Annotated in this window: 15 protein-coding genes and 1 pseudogene; 14 read left to right on the top strand and 2 right to left on the bottom strand. The window is 44.7% G+C overall.

The window, feature by feature from the left end:
* Window position 1 precedes the first annotated feature (1 nt).
* Window positions 2-1,659, top strand: a pseudogene (recN, locus tag ACLTD4_RS06835) (DNA repair protein RecN).
* A gap of 55 nt (window positions 1,660-1,714) precedes the next feature.
* On the top strand, window positions 1,715-2,671 hold the full coding sequence (locus ACLTD4_RS06830) for a 2-hydroxyacid dehydrogenase (RefSeq protein ID WP_117633943.1): 957 nt from the start codon (window positions 1,715-1,717) through the stop codon (window positions 2,669-2,671).
* A gap of 112 nt (window positions 2,672-2,783) precedes the next feature.
* Here ACLTD4_RS06830 and ACLTD4_RS06825 read toward each other — a convergent pair whose 3' ends face one another.
* Window positions 2,784-3,476, bottom strand: coding sequence for a FadR/GntR family transcriptional regulator (locus tag ACLTD4_RS06825; protein ID WP_051364641.1), 693 nt, complete (start codon window positions 3,474-3,476; stop codon window positions 2,784-2,786).
* A gap of 206 nt (window positions 3,477-3,682) precedes the next feature.
* Between ACLTD4_RS06825 and dcuC the strand changes: the two genes are divergently transcribed.
* From dcuC to spoIVB, 5 genes are all read left to right on the top strand, one after another.
* Window positions 3,683-5,062 (top strand): C4-dicarboxylate transporter DcuC, encoded by a 1,380-nt coding sequence (gene dcuC / locus ACLTD4_RS06820; RefSeq protein ID WP_117633945.1) that lies wholly within the window; start codon window positions 3,683-3,685, stop codon window positions 5,060-5,062.
* A gap of 81 nt (window positions 5,063-5,143) precedes the next feature.
* Complete coding sequence (locus ACLTD4_RS06815) at window positions 5,144-6,319, top strand: MalY/PatB family protein (protein WP_117633946.1); 1,176 nt, start codon at window positions 5,144-5,146, stop codon at window positions 6,317-6,319.
* 66 nt (window positions 6,320-6,385) lie between these two features.
* Window positions 6,386-7,393, top strand: coding sequence for a TAXI family TRAP transporter solute-binding subunit (locus ACLTD4_RS06810; protein ID WP_117633947.1), 1,008 nt, complete (start codon window positions 6,386-6,388; stop codon window positions 7,391-7,393).
* 2 nt (window positions 7,394-7,395) lie between these two features.
* Window positions 7,396-9,282 carry a TRAP transporter permease gene (locus tag ACLTD4_RS06805; RefSeq protein ID WP_181988586.1) on the top strand — a complete coding sequence of 629 codons (1,887 nt, stop codon included), beginning with the start codon at window positions 7,396-7,398 and terminating at the stop codon, window positions 9,280-9,282.
* Between the two features lie 128 nt (window positions 9,283-9,410).
* Window positions 9,411-10,691, top strand: coding sequence for a SpoIVB peptidase (gene spoIVB / locus ACLTD4_RS06800; RefSeq protein WP_117633949.1), 1,281 nt, complete (start codon window positions 9,411-9,413; stop codon window positions 10,689-10,691).
* A 79-nt stretch (window positions 10,692-10,770) separates the two neighbouring features.
* On the opposite strand, the gene ACLTD4_RS06795 is transcribed toward spoIVB, so the two are convergent.
* Window positions 10,771-11,595: a DeoR/GlpR family DNA-binding transcription regulator gene (locus ACLTD4_RS06795; RefSeq protein ID WP_117633950.1), complete on the bottom strand. Its 825-nt coding sequence runs from the start codon at window positions 11,593-11,595 to the stop codon at window positions 10,771-10,773.
* A gap of 506 nt (window positions 11,596-12,101) precedes the next feature.
* On the opposite strand from ACLTD4_RS06795, the gene ACLTD4_RS06790 reads away from it, so the two are divergent.
* The 7 genes from ACLTD4_RS06790 to ACLTD4_RS06760 are packed head-to-tail and all read left to right on the top strand — an operon-like array spanning window position 12,102 to window position 17,550.
* Complete coding sequence (locus tag ACLTD4_RS06790; protein ID WP_117633952.1) at window positions 12,102-13,229, top strand: iron-containing alcohol dehydrogenase family protein; 1,128 nt, start codon at window positions 12,102-12,104, stop codon at window positions 13,227-13,229.
* 15 nt (window positions 13,230-13,244) lie between these two features.
* Window positions 13,245-14,081 (top strand): transketolase, encoded by an 837-nt coding sequence (locus ACLTD4_RS06785; protein WP_055656445.1) that lies wholly within the window; start codon window positions 13,245-13,247, stop codon window positions 14,079-14,081.
* Window positions 14,078-15,043: a transketolase family protein gene (locus ACLTD4_RS06780; protein ID WP_242867928.1), complete on the top strand. Its 966-nt coding sequence runs from the start codon at window positions 14,078-14,080 to the stop codon at window positions 15,041-15,043. Before ACLTD4_RS06785 ends, ACLTD4_RS06780 begins: the two co-directional genes overlap by 4 nt.
* Window position 15,044: 1 nt before the next feature.
* Window positions 15,045-15,929, top strand: a complete 885-nt coding sequence (locus ACLTD4_RS06775) for a class II fructose-bisphosphate aldolase (RefSeq protein WP_055656441.1) — start codon at window positions 15,045-15,047, stop codon at window positions 15,927-15,929.
* Window positions 15,930-15,947: 18 nt separating this feature from the next.
* Window positions 15,948-16,580 (top strand): RpiB/LacA/LacB family sugar-phosphate isomerase, encoded by a 633-nt coding sequence (locus ACLTD4_RS06770; RefSeq protein WP_055656439.1) that lies wholly within the window; start codon window positions 15,948-15,950, stop codon window positions 16,578-16,580.
* Window positions 16,581-16,607: 27 nt separating this feature from the next.
* Window positions 16,608-17,048 carry a PTS sugar transporter subunit IIA gene (locus ACLTD4_RS06765; protein WP_117620967.1) on the top strand — a complete coding sequence of 147 codons (441 nt, stop codon included), beginning with the start codon at window positions 16,608-16,610 and terminating at the stop codon, window positions 17,046-17,048.
* 4 nt (window positions 17,049-17,052) lie between these two features.
* Entirely contained in the window at window positions 17,053-17,550 is a 498-nt protein-coding gene (locus ACLTD4_RS06760; protein WP_055656435.1) for a PTS system mannose/fructose/N-acetylgalactosamine-transporter subunit IIB, read from the top strand.
* Window positions 17,551-17,570: the final 20 nt, after the last annotated feature.

Raw genomic sequence — 17,570 nt, 5'->3', positions numbered from 1 at the left:
CATGCTTTCAGAATTACATGTGAAGAACCTGGCCCTGATCGAAAAGGCGGATATCGAATTCGGGGAGGGGCTTAACATTTTAACGGGTGAGACGGGGGCTGGAAAGTCGATTATCATCGGCTCGGTCACCATGGCGCTGGGCGGTAAGGTGCCGAAGGACATTATCCGCAGGGGGGCGGAGTACGCCTATGTGGAACTCTTATTTACCGTAACGGAGCCGGACAAGGTGCGCGTGTTGAAGGAGATGGACGTCTGCCCGGATGAGGGCGGAACCGTGATCATTTCCCGGAAAATCATGCCCGCGCGCAGCCTCTGCAAGATCAACGATGAAACGGTGACTGTCGGAAAGCTTAAGACGATTACCGGTCTTCTAATCGATATTCATGGTCAGCATGAACATCAGTCTCTGCTGTACAAGCACAAGCATCTGGAAATTCTGGATAAATACCACGAGCGAAAATCACACGACCTAAAACAGAATATTGCCGGCCTGTACCGGACTATACCGGGCTTAAGGATCGGGTGGCTTCGTTTCACATGGATGAGGAATCCCGCCTGCGGGAGATGGATTTTCTGTGGTTCGAGATTGATGAGATCGAGGGGGCGAACGTAAAAGACGGGGAGGAAGAGGAGCTGACGGCCCGCTACCGCCTGTTTACCAACGCCAGAAGGATTGCAGAGAGCCTGTCAGCCGCCTATGAGGCAGTGAACACCGATACGCTGGATTACGCCTTAAAAGAGGTGGAGCATGTGGCTTCCTTCGATGAGAAGCTGGGGGCGATCCGGGATCAGCTGTTTGACGCCGACGCGATTTTAAGCGATATCAGCCACGAGATTTCATCGTATATGGAGGACATGTCCTTCGATGAGGAGGAGTACCGGGAGCTGGAGGAGCGCCTGGATGTAATCCACAATCTGGAGGCCAAGTACGGGAAGACGGCGGAGCAGATTCAGGAGAATTTAGAGAATAAGAGGAAGCGTCTGGAAGAACTGGAGGATTACGATGCCTTAAAGCAGAGGACGGAGCAGGAGCTGGAAGAGACGGAAAGCAGGCTGGAGGTGCTCTGCGGGCAGCTGTCCGAGATGAGAAAGGCTGCGGCGAAGGAGCTGACGGCGAAGATCAAAGCCGGGCTTACGGACTTGAATTTCATCGATGTGGAGTTTTCCATGGAATTTACCCGTTTAAGCCACTTTACCGCCGGCGGATTTGACGAAGCGGAGTTCATGATCTCCACGAACCCGGGAGAGAGTGTAAAGCCTCTGGGCATGGTGGCCTCCGGCGGCGAGCTGTCGAGAATCATGCTGGCTATCAAGACCGTGCTTGCGGACACCGACGATATCCCCACTCTGATCTTCGATGAGATTGACACGGGAATCAGCGGCAGAACGGCGCAGATGGTGTCGGAGAAGCTCTCCTACATCGCAAAGAACCATCAGGTTATTTGCATCACCCACTTACCGCAGATCGCGGCCATGGCCGATGCGCATTACGAGATCGCGAAGACGGCCGCAGACGGACGGACCACCACCACGATCCGGCCGCTGGCGGAGGCGGAGATGGTGGAAGAGCTGGCAAGGCTGCTGGGAGGTGCGAAGATTACCGAAGCGGTGAGAGAGAACGCCAGGGAGATGAAGAGGCTGGCGGGGGAGAGGAAGTAGAGAAGAATTATATGCGGTACAGTACATGAATAAATAAAAGTTGGAGGAAGAACGAATGAATATCAGTTTATTGGAGCCAATCGGCGTGCCGGAAGAGATGATTAACAGCCTTGCAGAGGGGCTGAGAAAGGAAGGTCATATCTTCACCTACTATGATACAAAAACAACGGATGTGGAAGAACTGAAGAGACGTTCCGCCGGCCAGGAGATTGTTATGATAGTGAATAATCCCTATCCGAATGAGGTGGTACGAGCGTGTGACAGTTTAAAGGCCATTGCTGTAGCATTTACAGGGATTGATCACGTAGGCCTTGAAGCCTGCAGGGAAAAGAATATCGCGGTACTCAACTGCGCAGGCTATTCCAATCAGTCAGTAGCCGAGTTATCGATTGGCATGGCGATATCTGTGATGCGTAAGATTCTGGAGGGAGATTTCGCAGTGAGAAACGGCAGGACTTCTGCCGGTCTGGTTGGAACGGAAATATGCGGCAGAACCGTTGGTATCATTGGATGCGGCCAGATCGGTTTTAAGACAGCCAAGCTGTTTAAGGCATTTGGTGCTGAAGTTCTTGCTTATTCACGTCACGAAAGGGAAGAATGGAAGGAAGCTGGAATTCGCTTTGCGGATATGGATACGCTTTTAAGGGAAAGTGATATTGTATCACTTCATCTTCCTCTAAATGAAACGACAAGGGGATTTTTTGACGGGAATAAAATTAATAAAATGAAGGAAGACGCAATTCTCATTAATTGTGCGAGAGGCCCGATCGTGGACAATGATGCGCTGGCCAAGGCGCTGAACGAGGGTAAAATTGCCGGTGCTGCTATCGATGTATTTGATATGGAGCCGCCGATACCTGCGGATTATCCACTGTGCAGTACAAAGAATATCCTTCTTACACCCCATGTTGCTTTTGCTACAAAAGAAGCGATGGTACGCAGAGCTAAAATCGAGTTTGATAATGTCTATGCGTATTTACAGGGAAAACCGGAGAATGTATGCAGATTATAATCCGGCTATTTGGAAACGAATTACATCTAAATTAAGACAAAATTAAAAAATACCGGTTTGATTTCACAACCGGTATTTTTGTTTTGTTATGTGGCGTTAAGCAAGACCGCTTTTAATTGATAGAATTATAAAGATGCTGATACATGAGTGCGCGTGCCTGATCCTTATCGTGGGAAGCGATCGCTTTACATATTTTGTTATGAGTGGACTGACGTGGTTTTTTTGTAAGCCGGTTTTTAAAAGTAGAAGGGTTATAGCTTAAGGATATAGATTGTATGATAATTGGCATCAGGCGTTCCAAAACAGGATTCTGACATGTACGGCAGATCATGATATGGAACGCCTTATCCTTTTCATACAGCTTTTTGATAATAGTCTCATCAGTTTCCTCTCCCTGAAGCTGCTTATCAAGCTCATCGATACTATCGGATAGCTTTTGGAGTATTTTGATCTCTGCGTCTGTAGCACGTTGGGCAGAGAGACTGCAGATTTCCGGTTCAAAAATAATTCTCGCTTCATACAGGTAGGGATCTAAATTGTCAATTCCCATAAAGTTTAGTCCCAAAGGATCTTCTGTCATTCCAGGAAGCTGGCACACAAAAGTTCCCTTTCCACGGCGAATCTCCAAAGTTCCCTTTGAGACAAGTGATTTGATCGCTTCCCTGAGTGTGGAACGACTTACATTGTATGTTTCTATCAGTTCCTGTTCACTGGGAACCTGGTCTCCGGGTTTTAAAACCCCTTCAATAATCTGATTTTCAATAGCTGATGCAACTGAAACGGATAAAGTTTTTAAATTTGACATAGCAACCTCAAGTTTATATTTCATTCATTTGAACTACTGTAAGTATAGGGGAAGTTACGAAAAATGTCAAATGCTACTGCATATTTCCTAAAAAATAAGAAGAAAGATAAAATTTATTGACAAAATATACTATATGGATTATACTAACCATGTAATCAGACGTCTGACGTCAGTCTAATTATTAAAACCAAAAGAGGAGGGTACAAATGAGTGATTTTATGTTTGTAGCACTGACCGTGCTGTTTATAGTCATAGCGGCGGTCATGATTTTGAAGAAGATGGATTCCAAATTAGTGTTCTTTTTTGTCGGAACACTGGCTTTACTGGTCGTTACGGCAATTACTGGTGTATCTGTCTTGGGGGAAAAGACAACAGGAAATATCTTTTTGGATGTAGTAGATGTGATTCGTACAAAATTTATCAGTACGGTTCAGGGAACAGGTATCAGGCTGATGGTGGTGGCCGGATACGTCATGCTGATGAATCATATGAAGGCTTCCAATGTTCTGGCAGCGGCAGCGGGGAAGGTTCTGATAAAGCTTAAAAATCCTTATCTGATTTTGGCAGGAGTCTTTATCGTAGGCTCTATTTTAAAGGTATTTATTACAAGTCAGATTTCCCTGGGACTTCTGTTTATGGCTACGATATTTCCGATCCTGATCTCTCTCGGTGTCAGTAAGGTTAGTGCTGCAGCGGTACTGATAACCATAGGAATGCTGGATATGGGACCAAATGACAGCTCGGCCATATTCGGTGCAACAGAGGTTATGGGAATTTCTCCAATGGATTATTTCATGAATTATGAGATTCTTGTAGGAGGCTCGGTAATCCTGATTATGGCAGTCTTCTATGCCGTATATTTTAAATATATGGATAAAAAAGAGTACGGTGAGACGAAGACTGGCAGCGGTGGAATCGTAGAATTCTCTCCTAAGGACTTCGGTATACCTGTATTCTACGGCGTATTTCCCCTGATACCGCTGGCACTCGTCGTAATTTTCAGCTTTGTTGATACCATTAATATGGATATCATTACAGCAAATCTGATTGGGTTCTTCTTTGTATTCATCTGTGATTTGATTGTAACGAAGAGTGTGGCTCATATTGGAGAAAATTTAAAAAAGGTGTTTGAATGGATGGGGCAGTATTTTACGAATATTGTAATCATCATTGTTGCAGCAGGTGTTTTTGCAGAAGCGATTACACAGTTAAAAGGCATTACAATTCTCACAGGCTGGATATCAAACCTTACAGGTGCAGCACTGATTGCAGTAGTGATGCTCAGTTTAATTGTTTTTGGTACAGCACTTTTAACCGGAAGCGGAAACGCTCCATGGTTTGCATTCGGCCCACTTACACCAGGGATTGGAGAAGCACTTGGTACGCAGACTGCTGCATTTGCAGTTCCTATGCATTTAGCGGGAGGTATCGGAAGATGTATTTCCCCGTTCTGTGGAGGTGTAATAGCGATCAGTGGTGTAGCTGAGGTGGAGATAACGGATGTGATTAAACGAAATATGGTACCGATGATTGTTGCTTATGCGCTCAATGTAGCGGCATCATATATTATATTTGTAATTCTTTAATGATAAATGGAACCCTTGCCGATATGTGATGTGATCTTCGCGAGACAAAACGGGCAGTGTTCGAATGAAAAGGAGAAAACGATGAAACATAATTTTGATGAATTGATTGACCGAAGAGTGTCGGAGTGTAAAAAATATGAGCCTTCCTATCCGAAGGATGTCATTCCCATGTGGATTGCCGATACCGATTTTGCAGTACCGGAAGAAATTGCAGAGGCAATTCAAAAGAGGGCGGAACATCCATGCTTTGGTTACCCGGTAGAGAGTTTTGAATTCGAGAGAGCGGCTGCCAGATGGGAAAAAGTACGGTTTGGATGGGAGGTAGATCCAGAGTGGGTAAAGTATTCTAACGGTGTACTTCCATTTTTGATGTATGCAATTAGAGCATTTGCGTATCCCGGTGATAAAGTCGTAATTCAGCCGCCAGTATACCCGCCATTTCAGGCAATTACAAAAAATAACGGCTGTCAGCTGCTGACCAATCCACTGATTCAGGATGAAAATGGAAAATATCAGATTGATTTTGAAGATCTGGAGGAAAAATTAAAGGATCCGAGGACAAAGCTGTTTTTTATGAGCAACCCTCATAATCCGGTCATGAGAGCATTTACACTGGAAGAATTGACGAGAATCGGTGAATTATGCTTAAAGTATCATGTAATTGTAATCGCTGATGAAATACACTGTGATCTTACATACAAGGGATATCATCATATTCCGTTTGCATCGATATCGGAAGAATTTGCACAGAACAGTATGGTTCTCATTAATCCGAGTAAAACTTTTAATATCGCAGGTTTCCGCACGGGCGCAGCTATTATTCCGAATAAGAAAATGAGAGATAATATCCAGATTATCATCGAGGATAATAAGAACTATGGAAGAACTATTTTTGGAATGCTGTCATTTATTACTGCATACACGGAGTGTGATTACTATGCAGACGAGATGATGGATTATCTGGAAGAAAACAAAAATTATATCGTTGATTTTATTCGAAACAGAATACCAAGGATTAAGCTGGCAGAGCCGGAAGCGACTTATCTCTTATGGCTGGATTGTCGTGATTTACAGATGACACAGTCGGAGCTGAAGACATTTTTCTTTGAAAAAGCAAAATTAGGGCTTAATGACGGGGCAACTTTTGGTATAGAAGGTACCGGATTTATGAGAATGAATATTGCATGTCCGAGGGCTACGCTTGTAGAAGCTCTTAATAGACTTGAAAAGGCCGTGAATGAATTAAACAAATGCTGATCAATTAGGGCATGAGGAAAGGTACATGATTCCCCATGCCCTGTTTTTAAGAAAGAGAGCTTATTTATGAAAGTCAAAATAGACAGCAACTGGATCTTCATAGTATTGATTTTAGCATTAATAGGCATTTCTGTATCAGATAGTCGGATGGGGGCAGTCAAACAGGGGAAGTCGAATCATCTTTCTATCATGTCGGGGAATAGTGGTGGAACATATTACTATATAGCCGCTGGCCAGGCGAAAATTTTAACAGAATATCTGGAAGATATAAATGTTGTTACACAGTCGACCAGTGGTTCTCCGGTTGAAAATATGACTCTTGTAGAGCAGGACCCTGCAAATCTGGGAATCGTTACAATTGATGGAATCTATTATGCTGGACTGGGAGAGGCAGAAAGAGGTTTTGAGGAACCACTAAAGAATTTAAGAGCCATTCAAGTTGGACATAAAGCTTATTTATACGGTTTGACAGTCAGTGGAACCGGGGTAGAGAGATACGAGGATATGGCTGGCAAGACTGTATCAGTTCCGCCAATCGGCAGTACCACGTATTATATGGCGCTGGCGGTAGCGGAGGCCTACGGTTGTAATAGCGATAATACCAATATGATACCGATGACATCGAGTGAACAGGCGGAGGCGTTAAAGGATGGAACGATTGATGTGGCTTTTATGGCAGGAGGTATACCGCAGGCTACGGTCACAGACCTGGATTATTCCAATGATGTAGTGTATTTATCGATCGATGATGCAGTTATTGAAAAACTGGATAAAGAATATCCTTTCTGGACTCCGGTAACAATCGAAAAGGATACTTATTCAAAACAGACGGAAGATATGAACTGCCTTACGGTTGACACGCTTCTTGCATGTAATGTCGAATTAGACGAAGAAGTTGTATATCAGATTACAAAAATACTGAATGAAAATGTGAATGAGCTGGCTGCGATTCATTCAAGTGGCATGGAATGGAACGAAGAAACGACGGAAGTATATTTAAACAGCAGCTTGCTGACATTTCATGATGGCGCTCTTAAATACTACATGGAAGTTTTAGAGGACAGGGGAAGATAAAAGTGAAAAAAGCTGAAGACGTAACAAAACGATTGGATAAACTGATTTCTCTGCTCTGTGCTGCTTTAACAGGAATTCAGCTGTTTGGATATGTGACAGGAATCTTCCCGGCGATGCAGCAGAGAAGCTTATTTTTGGGTATTATCTTATCAATAACGTTATTGATCCATATCAGAAATAAGTTAAGCATGAATATAATCGATTTGTGGAGCATATTCGTTCTGGCAGTTACTGTCTTTGCCTCAGTCTATGTCTTTACAAACTGGTATGGAATGTCGTTTCGGGTAATTCGACCGAATAAGCTGGATTTAATAGTGGGCCTTGTGCTAATCACAGCTGTATTAAACTGTGCAAATGTAAGGCTGGGAAGGCCGCTTCCTCTGATTGCGCTTCTTTTTATTTTTTACGCTTTGCTGGGGCATCGGATCAGTGGAAGCATGGGAACCGGCGGTTTTACCATACAGAGAGTTATCAGCTTTCTTACGATGGAAACCTCTGGGATCTACGGAACGATTCTGGGGACAGCAGCCAGGCATATATTTATCTTCATCATTTTCGGAAGCTTTCTGGAAATCAGCGGAGCCAGTAAATTCTTTTTGGAACTGGCCGGAGCGTTGTTAGGTTCATTAAAGGGAAGTGGTGCGAAAGTGAACACTATGGCCAGCGGTCTTCTTGGAATGGTCTCAGGAAGTGCAGTAGCCAATGTTATGGCGGTAGGTCCCATGACGGTTCCAATCATGAAAAAAGACGGGTTTTCCAATGAGTTTTGCGGTGCGATTTCTGCCATTTCGGGGACTGGCGGACAACTTATGCCACCGGTTATGGGGACTGCGGCGTTTATTATTGCAGAGACCCTGTCCATGTCATATGGAGATGTGACAAAATCAGCCCTTATACCAGGGATCCTTTTTTACTTGACAATATGGATCTCCATTAATTTTCACTCTAACAGGCTGGGACTAAAAAAGAATAAAGAAAAGATAGACTGCCGTCCGATTTTAGTAAATGGGTTTTACTATCTGATTCCTATTATATTTTTGATTCTGACAATTTCCATTTGGAAGTGGTCACCGGTAAAATCAGGTATGTGGTCTACCTTACTTGTAATTATTGTATCCCAGTTTAATAAGGAAAAACGGATGAGACTGCCGGATATCTGGCAGGCAATGGTGCAGTCGGCAAAAGGAGCATTGACAGTGAGTGTCGCCTGTGCTGTGGCAGGAATTATTGTGGGAATCCTGTCTCTAACAGGGCTGGGGCTAAAGTTTTCTTCTGTGCTGTTGGCTCTTTCCGGTGGTTATAAGCTTGTGTTGATGATATTTACCATGATTGCCGGACTCATATTGGGAATGGGGATGACCACCACATCTGTTTATATTGTACTTAGTGTGCTGGTAGCACCGGCGTTGGTGGAATTTGGTGTTTATCCCATAGCTGCCCATTTGTTTGTTTTTTATTTTGGAATTCTTTCCTGTATAACGCCCCCCGTAGCAACCGCCGTTTTTGCATCGGCGGGATTGGTAGGTGAAAGCCCGATTAAACTGGGCTTTTACACTGCTAAAAAGGCAATCCCCATTTACATTATACCGTTTTTATTTGTTTTAAACCCGGAATTGTTGATGCTTGGAGGCAATATAGGAAATATCCTGTTTGAGTTCTGTATGTCCGTTTTAACGATTATAGCGTTGTGCGGCAGTATTGAAGGAGTTGGAAAAAATAAGTTTACCAAGATGGAACGAGTATTGTTGTTTGTTGCTGCCATCTGTGAATTGCATTCTTCTATTATAATAAAAATTGTTTCAAATGGAGTGATTTTGGCAATATTATTAAAGAATTATCTAAAGAAAGAAATCATGTATGCAAATTCTGACAAGAACGATTTTACGTAAAATCAATTCTGGTTTTAAAAGAAATTAGTTACAACTAAAATATGACAGAGTGTTTTCACCGATTTCTCACATACTATGAAAGGAGCAAAAAATTGTCTCCTTTCATTTTTTATAAGGAGGTATGTGAGATGACGGGAAAAAAATTCCACAGATATGTGGTGGCTGCGTTTTGGGTGAGCCTGGTGTTTTGCATTGGCTTCTCTTATTTCTATATGAAGTGGGTGATACCGGACAAGCTGAATGTCGTAGCCGAAGAAGAAGAACAGTTTCATTTCTCCATGCCTTTTGGAGTGACGCTGTCTTCAGACAGTGAGGAAGTGGTTTTAAGTAATGGTTCCAATATTCCGACGGATCAGATTAACCTTTCCGTGAACCAGCCGTTTTCTGTATATTCAGAAAATCAGGGAAGCTACAAGATTGGCTTAAAGCTGTTTGGCTGGCTCCAGCTAAAGGATATCCAGGTGGATGTGGTGGATACGAAATACGCCATTCCATGCGGAACTCCAGTGGGAATTTACTTAAAATCTGATGGGATTATGGTAATTGGAACGGGGGATATCACGAAGAAAGACGGTATGATTGTAGAGCCGGCCTTTGGAGTGCTTCAGTCGGGGGACTATATTGAGGCATTTAATGGAACACCTTTAAAGGATAAGGAAGCGCTGGTTACAGAATTAAACAAAAATGGTACCAGCGAGGCGGTTTTAGCAGTCCGACGCGGAGATCAGGAGATTGAGGTGAAGATGACTCCGGTGGAGGGAGAGGATGGAAATCCGAAGTTGGGCGTCTGGGTCCGTGACGATACTCAGGGTATTGGAACCATGACTTATATTGACATGAATGGTAATTTTGGTGCGCTGGGACATGGAATCAGCGACAGTGACACAGGCGGAGTCGTCCAGATTGAGGATGGCGCACTATATGAAACTTCCATTTTAGGAATCGAAAAGGGAACTTTCGGAAAGCCGGGAGTCATGAGCGGAGTGATCTACTATGGTCCGGGATCGGTGTTGGGAACGATTCATTCCAATACGGAAGAGGGAATATTTGGTACGGTCAATGAACGGTTTAAGCAGACCGCAAAAGCGGACGCGATACCAATCGGATACCGCCAGGACGTTAAGAAGGGGACCGCTTATATACGGAGTGATGTTTCAGGAATCGTAAAAGACTATGAGATCGAGATTCAGAAGGTGGATTATACGACTGCCCATAAGAACAAGGGAATGGTAATCAAGGTGACGGATCCGGAACTGCTGGCAATTACTGGTGGAATTGTGCAGGGAATGTCAGGCTCGCCAATTATCCAGGATGGGAAGCTGATTGGGGCGGTGACTCATGTGTTTATTCAGGATAGTACGAGAGGGTATGGGATCTTTATTGAGAATATGCTGGAGGCGGCAGAATAATAGGAACAAAATATGTAATACGCAAAAATCGAGGATGCCGCTCTGAGCTTCCTCGATCTTTGCGTATCTTTACGTATTTTTATATGCCGTTCCGCCTTCCCATATTCTTATCCCAGTTCTCCAGACTCTTCACGGATTCGGGATCATCCGCATAGACAAGGTGAATATTATGCTCTGCGATCTGTTCCAGAATCTCCGCCGGTGGCTCGGGATGCGTTGTGATAATGCAGTGTATCTGTGAGGCACTCCCAAAGATAAACATCCGATTTCTGTGAAAACTCTGACTGGAAGTGACAAGAATCACCTGTCTTGCGACCTGAATCATAGCCTGCTTTACACCTACTTCAATATTTAAGGAAGCAGTCAGATTTAAATCACTTGAAATACCGGTGGTGCCGATGAACACCTTATCAGGTCTGATCTGATAAAATATCTTTTCCGCCTCCGGGCCGACGGTACACATACTGCGGCTGAGCACCTGACCTCCTGCGAGAAATATGGTATGGTGGCTTTGCTCCAGTGCCATGGCGGCCCGGATAGAATTGGTAACGATATTGACCGGTGGTAAGGATTTGATTTCGTTGGCGATCATATACGTAGTGGTCCCGGAATCAAGAGCTATGGCATCATCTGGATGAATCAGAGTGGCGGCTGCCTTGGCAATCAGTTTTTTGTCCTGTTCATTAAACGCTTCACGAAGACTGAAGGGGATTTGATTGTTTTCATATTGATAGGGTAGCGAAACACTGCCATGCTGCCTGGAGACAAGTTCCTTTGCCTCCAGATTTGCTACGTCTTTTCTTATCGTTACCAGCGAAACACCTAATGTACTGGAAAGTTCAGACAGGGATATGGACCCGGTTTGCTGCAGAGCCTGCAGAATATATTTTTCTCGGCTGTTCATAAGTTATTTATTATCCTTTCTTACTCTGATCTTTATCGATTAACAACTAAAGTTATCTCGTATTTTCAATTTAATCTTCCAATTATTAATTCACTTCTTTTATATCCCATATATAAACACAAAAAATGAAATAAGTATACTTTCTGATATTATTTTTTTATATTTAATTTTAGAATACATGATTTTTGTAAAAAATACAAGAGAAAAACGAAAAAAATGTAAGGCAAAAGTTTCGATTGCAAAATAATATCTAAAGATATTAGTAAAAATGATGGCGTGTATTTGAAAAAGAAAAGAAAATGCAAGAAAAATAATAAAAAACGATTAAAACGAAATATAAAAAGCAAATAAAAATACATAAATAATTTACAAATGTGTAAAAATAACTAAAAATATAGCGATAAAATGAATGAATATTGACAAAAAGTAAAAAAACAGCTAAGATAAAGTCAAGAAAAGAAACTAACAAACAGAAAAAAGAAATAGAAACGAAAGAAAGGAAAATAATGGAAAATCAGAACTCAAGTTTTCAATACTGGATGCCCGTCAGGATTCTTTTCACAGAAGCGGAACCGGATATCAGAGAAGAAATCGCAGGGGAATCCATAGTCATAGTGACGGATCCATTTCTCTATGAATCGGGGGTAGCCGGGCGGACAGGGGACAGACTGGGAAATGCAGACGTTTCCTATTTTTCAAAGGTTGAGCCGAATCCATCGACAGATACAGTGAATGCATGTGCGGCTATGATCCGGGAGCATGAAGCAAAAACCGTAATTGGAATCGGAGGCGGAAGCAGTATGGATACAGCCAAAGCGGCGGCCTGTCTGGCTTCATCCGGCGGTGTGATCGGAGACTATGCAGGAAAGGGGAAAAGCTTCGGAAAACGAACCGTTCGTCTGATTCTGATTCCTACTACAGCGGGAACGGGCAGCGAGGTCACTAATGTGGGGGTCTATACCGATTCGGAGACGGGAGAAAAGAGACCGGTGGTCTGTCCGGAATTTTATGCCGATCTTGCCCTAATTCATCCGAAATATACTTATACTATGCCACGCAGCGTGACGGCGAATACGGGCATGGATGCATTCTGCCATGCTATAGAAGCCTATTGGAATTTAAACAGCCAGCCGATCAGTGACTCCTTTGCTGTACAGGCGATGAAGCTGATTCTCGATAATCTGCTTACAGCGTACCGCTTGCCGGAAGATGGAGCTGCACGGGAGAATTTATGTACTGCCAGCCTTCTGGCGGGACTTGCATTCGGGCAGACACGGACTACGGGTGCACATGTGCTGAGCTATCCGCTGACAGCAAGATACCACGTTCCTCATGGAACCGGATGTGCCATTACTCTGCCGGCTTTTATACGGATCAGCGTTGAGAAGGCGGGAAAGAAGATGCAGACGCTGGCGGAGGCATTGGGATATATCGATGTGGAAGCTTTGGCAGATGGTGTATGTGATCTTATGAGATCATTGGAGATGCCGGTCGCTTTGAGGGAAATCGGAGCGAAGGCAGAGGAACTTTCAGGCATCGCGAAAGATGCAATGAATTATTATCCACAGCTTTCGCTGACTCCTGCCTTCATGACAGAAGAGACGGTGTTTGACCTGCTAAAATCGATTTACTGAAAAGGAGTTGTTTCTATGAACTGTGCAGAAAATAAAGAATTGGCACAAAAGGCTAAAGAGATTCGTAAGCTGACGCTTACAAGTATTGCGAAGGTCGGAAAAGGCCATATTGGAGGCGCATTGTCTCTCTGCGAGGTGATGAGTGTCCTGTATTTTAAACATATGAATGTGCGGCCGGATGATCCGCTGTGGGACGACCGGGACCGGTTCGTGCTTTCCAAAGGCCATGCGGGACCTGTGGTTTATGCGGCCCTGGTACTGCGGGGGTTTCTTGATCCTTCCGAGCTTGAGACCATGAACCATTTCGGCAGCATGCTTCCAAGCCACTGTGACAGGAAACTGACCAGAGGCATCGATATGTCGACGGGAAGTCTGGGACAAGGGTTTGCGGCAGCAGCAGGGATGGCACTGGGGGCGAAGCTGGATAAGAAGGACTGTTTTATCTATGCAATCATCGGCGACGGGGAAAGCCAGGAAGGATTAATCTGGGAGACGGCAATGCTTGCAGGAAGCAGAAGACTGGATCATTTTATTGCATTTACCGACTATAATAAGATGCAGATTGACGGATATATCGGGGACGTGAATGATTTGGAGCCTCTGGATAAAAAATGGGAGTCATTCGGATGGCATGTGCAGAGTATTGATGGTCACGATATTGGAGCAATTGATTTCGCCATTGAGACAGCCCGAAAAACAAAGGGGAAGCCGTCCATGATTATCTTAAATACAGCAAAGGGAAAGGGCGCATATTTTGCTGAAAATAAACTGGAGAGCCACAGTATGAATATAACGGAAGAAATGTATGTGAAAGCGCTGGCAGAAATAGAAGGCCGGGAGGTATGTCTATGATCTATGAGAGAGAAGAAAGACCGCTTAAGGAGGTTTACTCAGACCTTCTTGTGGAGTACGGCAGGAAAGATCCGCGCATCGTAATCGTGGAGGCAGATCTGATGAAAAGCGGTTCTACGGACAAGTTTCAGCAGGAATTCCCGGACCGGACCTTTGATGTGGGAGTCGCAGAGGCCAATATGATCTGCGTAGCTGCAGGGCTGTCACTCATGGGGAAAATACCGTTTACACATACCTTTGCAGTATTTGCTTCCCGACGTTGCTGTGATCAGATAAACCAGAGCGTGGCCTACGCAGGCTGCAATGTAAAAATGTGCGGTTCGGATCCGGGCATCACCACCGAGCTGAACGGCGGCACTCATATGGCCATGGATGACGTGGGAATCATGAGAAGTATTCCGGAAATGACAATCTTTGAACCGGTTGACAGCCGGCAGCTGCGAGCTGTTTTTCCGCAGATTCTTAATCTGGAAACACCTGTTTACATACGGCTGTTCCGTCCCAATGCCACCAGAATTTTTACCGGGGAAGAGACTGACTTTAGACTTGGAAAAGGAATTGTACTAAGAGAAGGAAGTGATGTTACAATTCTGTCGTCCGGAATTATGGTAGCGGAGGCGCTTAAGGCGGCGGAGCTTCTGGAAAAACAGCAGATACAGGCGGAGATAATCAACATCCATACAATAAAGCCTTTGGATACCAGGCTTATTATAGAGAGCGCAGCAAAGACCGGATGTGTGGTGACTGCGGAAAATGGGAGTATTTACAATGGACTTGGCAGCGCTGCAGCGGAATGCCTGGCGGAGCACCTGCCAAGACCGATGAAACGGATCGGAGTGCAGGACTGTTTCGGACAGATTGGCCATTTGGAGGAACTTTTGAATGCATTTCACATGGCAGCCGAAGATATTGCCGCGGCCGCAGCCGAACTGGTAAGAAACAAGGAAAAGGGAGGATTGTAATATGTTTGTTTCAATGAAAGAAATGCTGAACCATGCCCATGAAAATAAATATGCAGTGATGGCGGTAAACTGTGTAAATATGGAGCAGGTTAAGGCATGTGTGGAAAGTGCTGAGGAGGAGTGTTCGCCGATTATCTTAAATATTTCTCCGAGACAGATGAGAGAGCACGGACACAGCTATGTACTCACGCCCATGGTGCGTTCCATAGCGGAACGTGCGGCGGTACCGGTGGCTTTTAACCTGGATCATGGAGCCGCATATCAGGATTTTGTGACGGCTCTGCAGTCTGGTTTTTCCAGCGTCATGATTGATGCCTCATCCTGCGATTTTGAGGAGAATGTCAGGCGTACACAGATGATTGCAGCACTGGCCCACGGATGCGGTAAATCCTGTGAAGCGGAGCTTGGCCATGTGGGCAATGCGGACGCGGGTGATGATTCCAATAGTGATTATTATACCAATCCGGAACAGGCCAGGGAATTTGTGAAGCGGACCCACTGCGACTGTCTGGCAGTCGCCATAGGTACGGCCCATGGAAGTTATCCGAAGGGGATGATTCCAAAGCTGGATTTTGAGCGTCTTACTCTGCTTGCCAATACGCTTGACATCCCCCTGGTGCTGCACGGAGGCAGCGGAGCAGGGGAAGAGAATATCAGAAAAGCGGTTGCCTGCGGAATTAACAAGATCAATGTAAATACAGATGTCATGGCTCATGCGGTAGCAGAGACAGGCCGGGCTCTGAAAGAGAATCCGGAATACGGTTATATGGATCTGTGTATGCGCTGTGAAGATGCCATGAAAGATTTTATTAAGAGTTATATGCGTATGATTGGCTCCAGCATGCGTTATACCTTTGGGAGCACGGCGGGAGCGGAATTCGACTGACCGAAAGGAGACGGCAATATGAAAATTGCTTTAATTAATGAAAGCAGCCAGGTATCGAAAAACAGACTGATCTTTGAGACACTGAAGGAAACGGTAGAACCTCTTGGGCACGAGGCATTTAATTATGGTATGAGTGAGGATGATCCGGACTATGCGATCAGCTATGTGGAAGCGGGATTATTGGCAGCGATTCTGCTGAACAGCCAAACGGCAGACTTTGTCATCACAGGGTGCGGAACGGGGGAGGGTGCCTGTCTGGCCTCCAATATCTATCCGAATGTGTACTGTGGCTATGTGAAGGAATCTGCCGACGCTTTTCTGTTTACACAGATTAACAGTGGAAATGCCATTTCCATGCCGTTTGCTAAAGATTTTGGATGGTGTGCGGATCTGAATCTGAAATACGTGTTCCGTGAACTGTTTTCCTGCCGCCACGGAATCGGATATCCGCCTGAGCGGGGAGCGGTTCAGAGACAGTTCCGGGAATGCTTCGAGATGGTTAAGGGGCAAGTGTCAAAAGATATGATGACGGTCTTAAAGGAGGTGGACAGAGATATCCTTGAAAATACGGTCAGCGGAAAGAATTTTAAAAGTCAGTATTTTGTCCATACACCAGATTCGGAAATACGGCGCTACATCGCTTTGATTTAATCGTGTGAGGAGAAAGGAGGTGTGTGAGTGAGACATATACTGATTGCAACACATGGCCGCATAGCCAGTGGATTAAAATCGGCGCTGAAACTGTTTCTGAATAAAGCGGATGATATTACAGTTATCGATGCATATGTTGGGGAGGCAGATGAGAACTATGAGCGTGATTTAGAGTTGTTTCTCGGTGAGATGCAGGAGGGGGATGAGGCATACATATTTACAGATATCAAAGCCGGGAGCGTAAATCAGAAGGTGATGGCCGTCTTAGACGGTTTCGATAAGCGGACGGTTCTTGTTACCAATATTAATCTGCCGCTTCTCGTCGGCCTTCTGGTGGAGGACGATGTGAAGACACCGGAAGAAATAAAGGCTATGATAGAGATGGCTCAGCCGGAGGTCATATCGCTTGAAGAGCTGAAGAAAAATCACGTATTCACAACAGAAAAAGACTTTTTTAGGAGGAGGTAAGACAATGATACCATCGTTAAGGATTGATGACCGTCTGATTCACGGTCAGATCGCGCTGGTCTGGAGCAAAGCCTTCGGAACCAACCGAATTGTGGTGGCGAATGACAAGGCGGTGACAGATGAAGTGACGAACGTGTCGCTGCAGATGGCGGTTCCGACAGGAATCAAGCTTTTAATCAAGACCGTGGATGATGCGGTTAAACTGTTCCATGATCCGAGAGCGGCGGAGAGCAGTATTTTCGTATTAACAAACTGTATTGCTGATGCAGTGAAAATCGTAAAGGCCTGTCCGGGCATGATACAGTCGGTAAATGTGGCAAACGTCGGCAGGTTTGATACGTCACCGTCATCGGAGAAACTGGTATTATCAAGTACAATCATTGTGAATAAGGCAGAGCTGGAGGCGCTGAAAGAATTGGCTGCCATGGATATTCCTGCATATCAGCAGGTAATACCAAGTGATGCTAAAAAACCGGTAAAAGACTTGTTAAAGGGGCATTGATCAGAGAGGGGGAAACAGTA

It is taken from the genome of Hungatella sp., from assembly GCF_046966825.1.
This window is presented reverse-complemented; position numbering and strand designations above follow the sequence as displayed.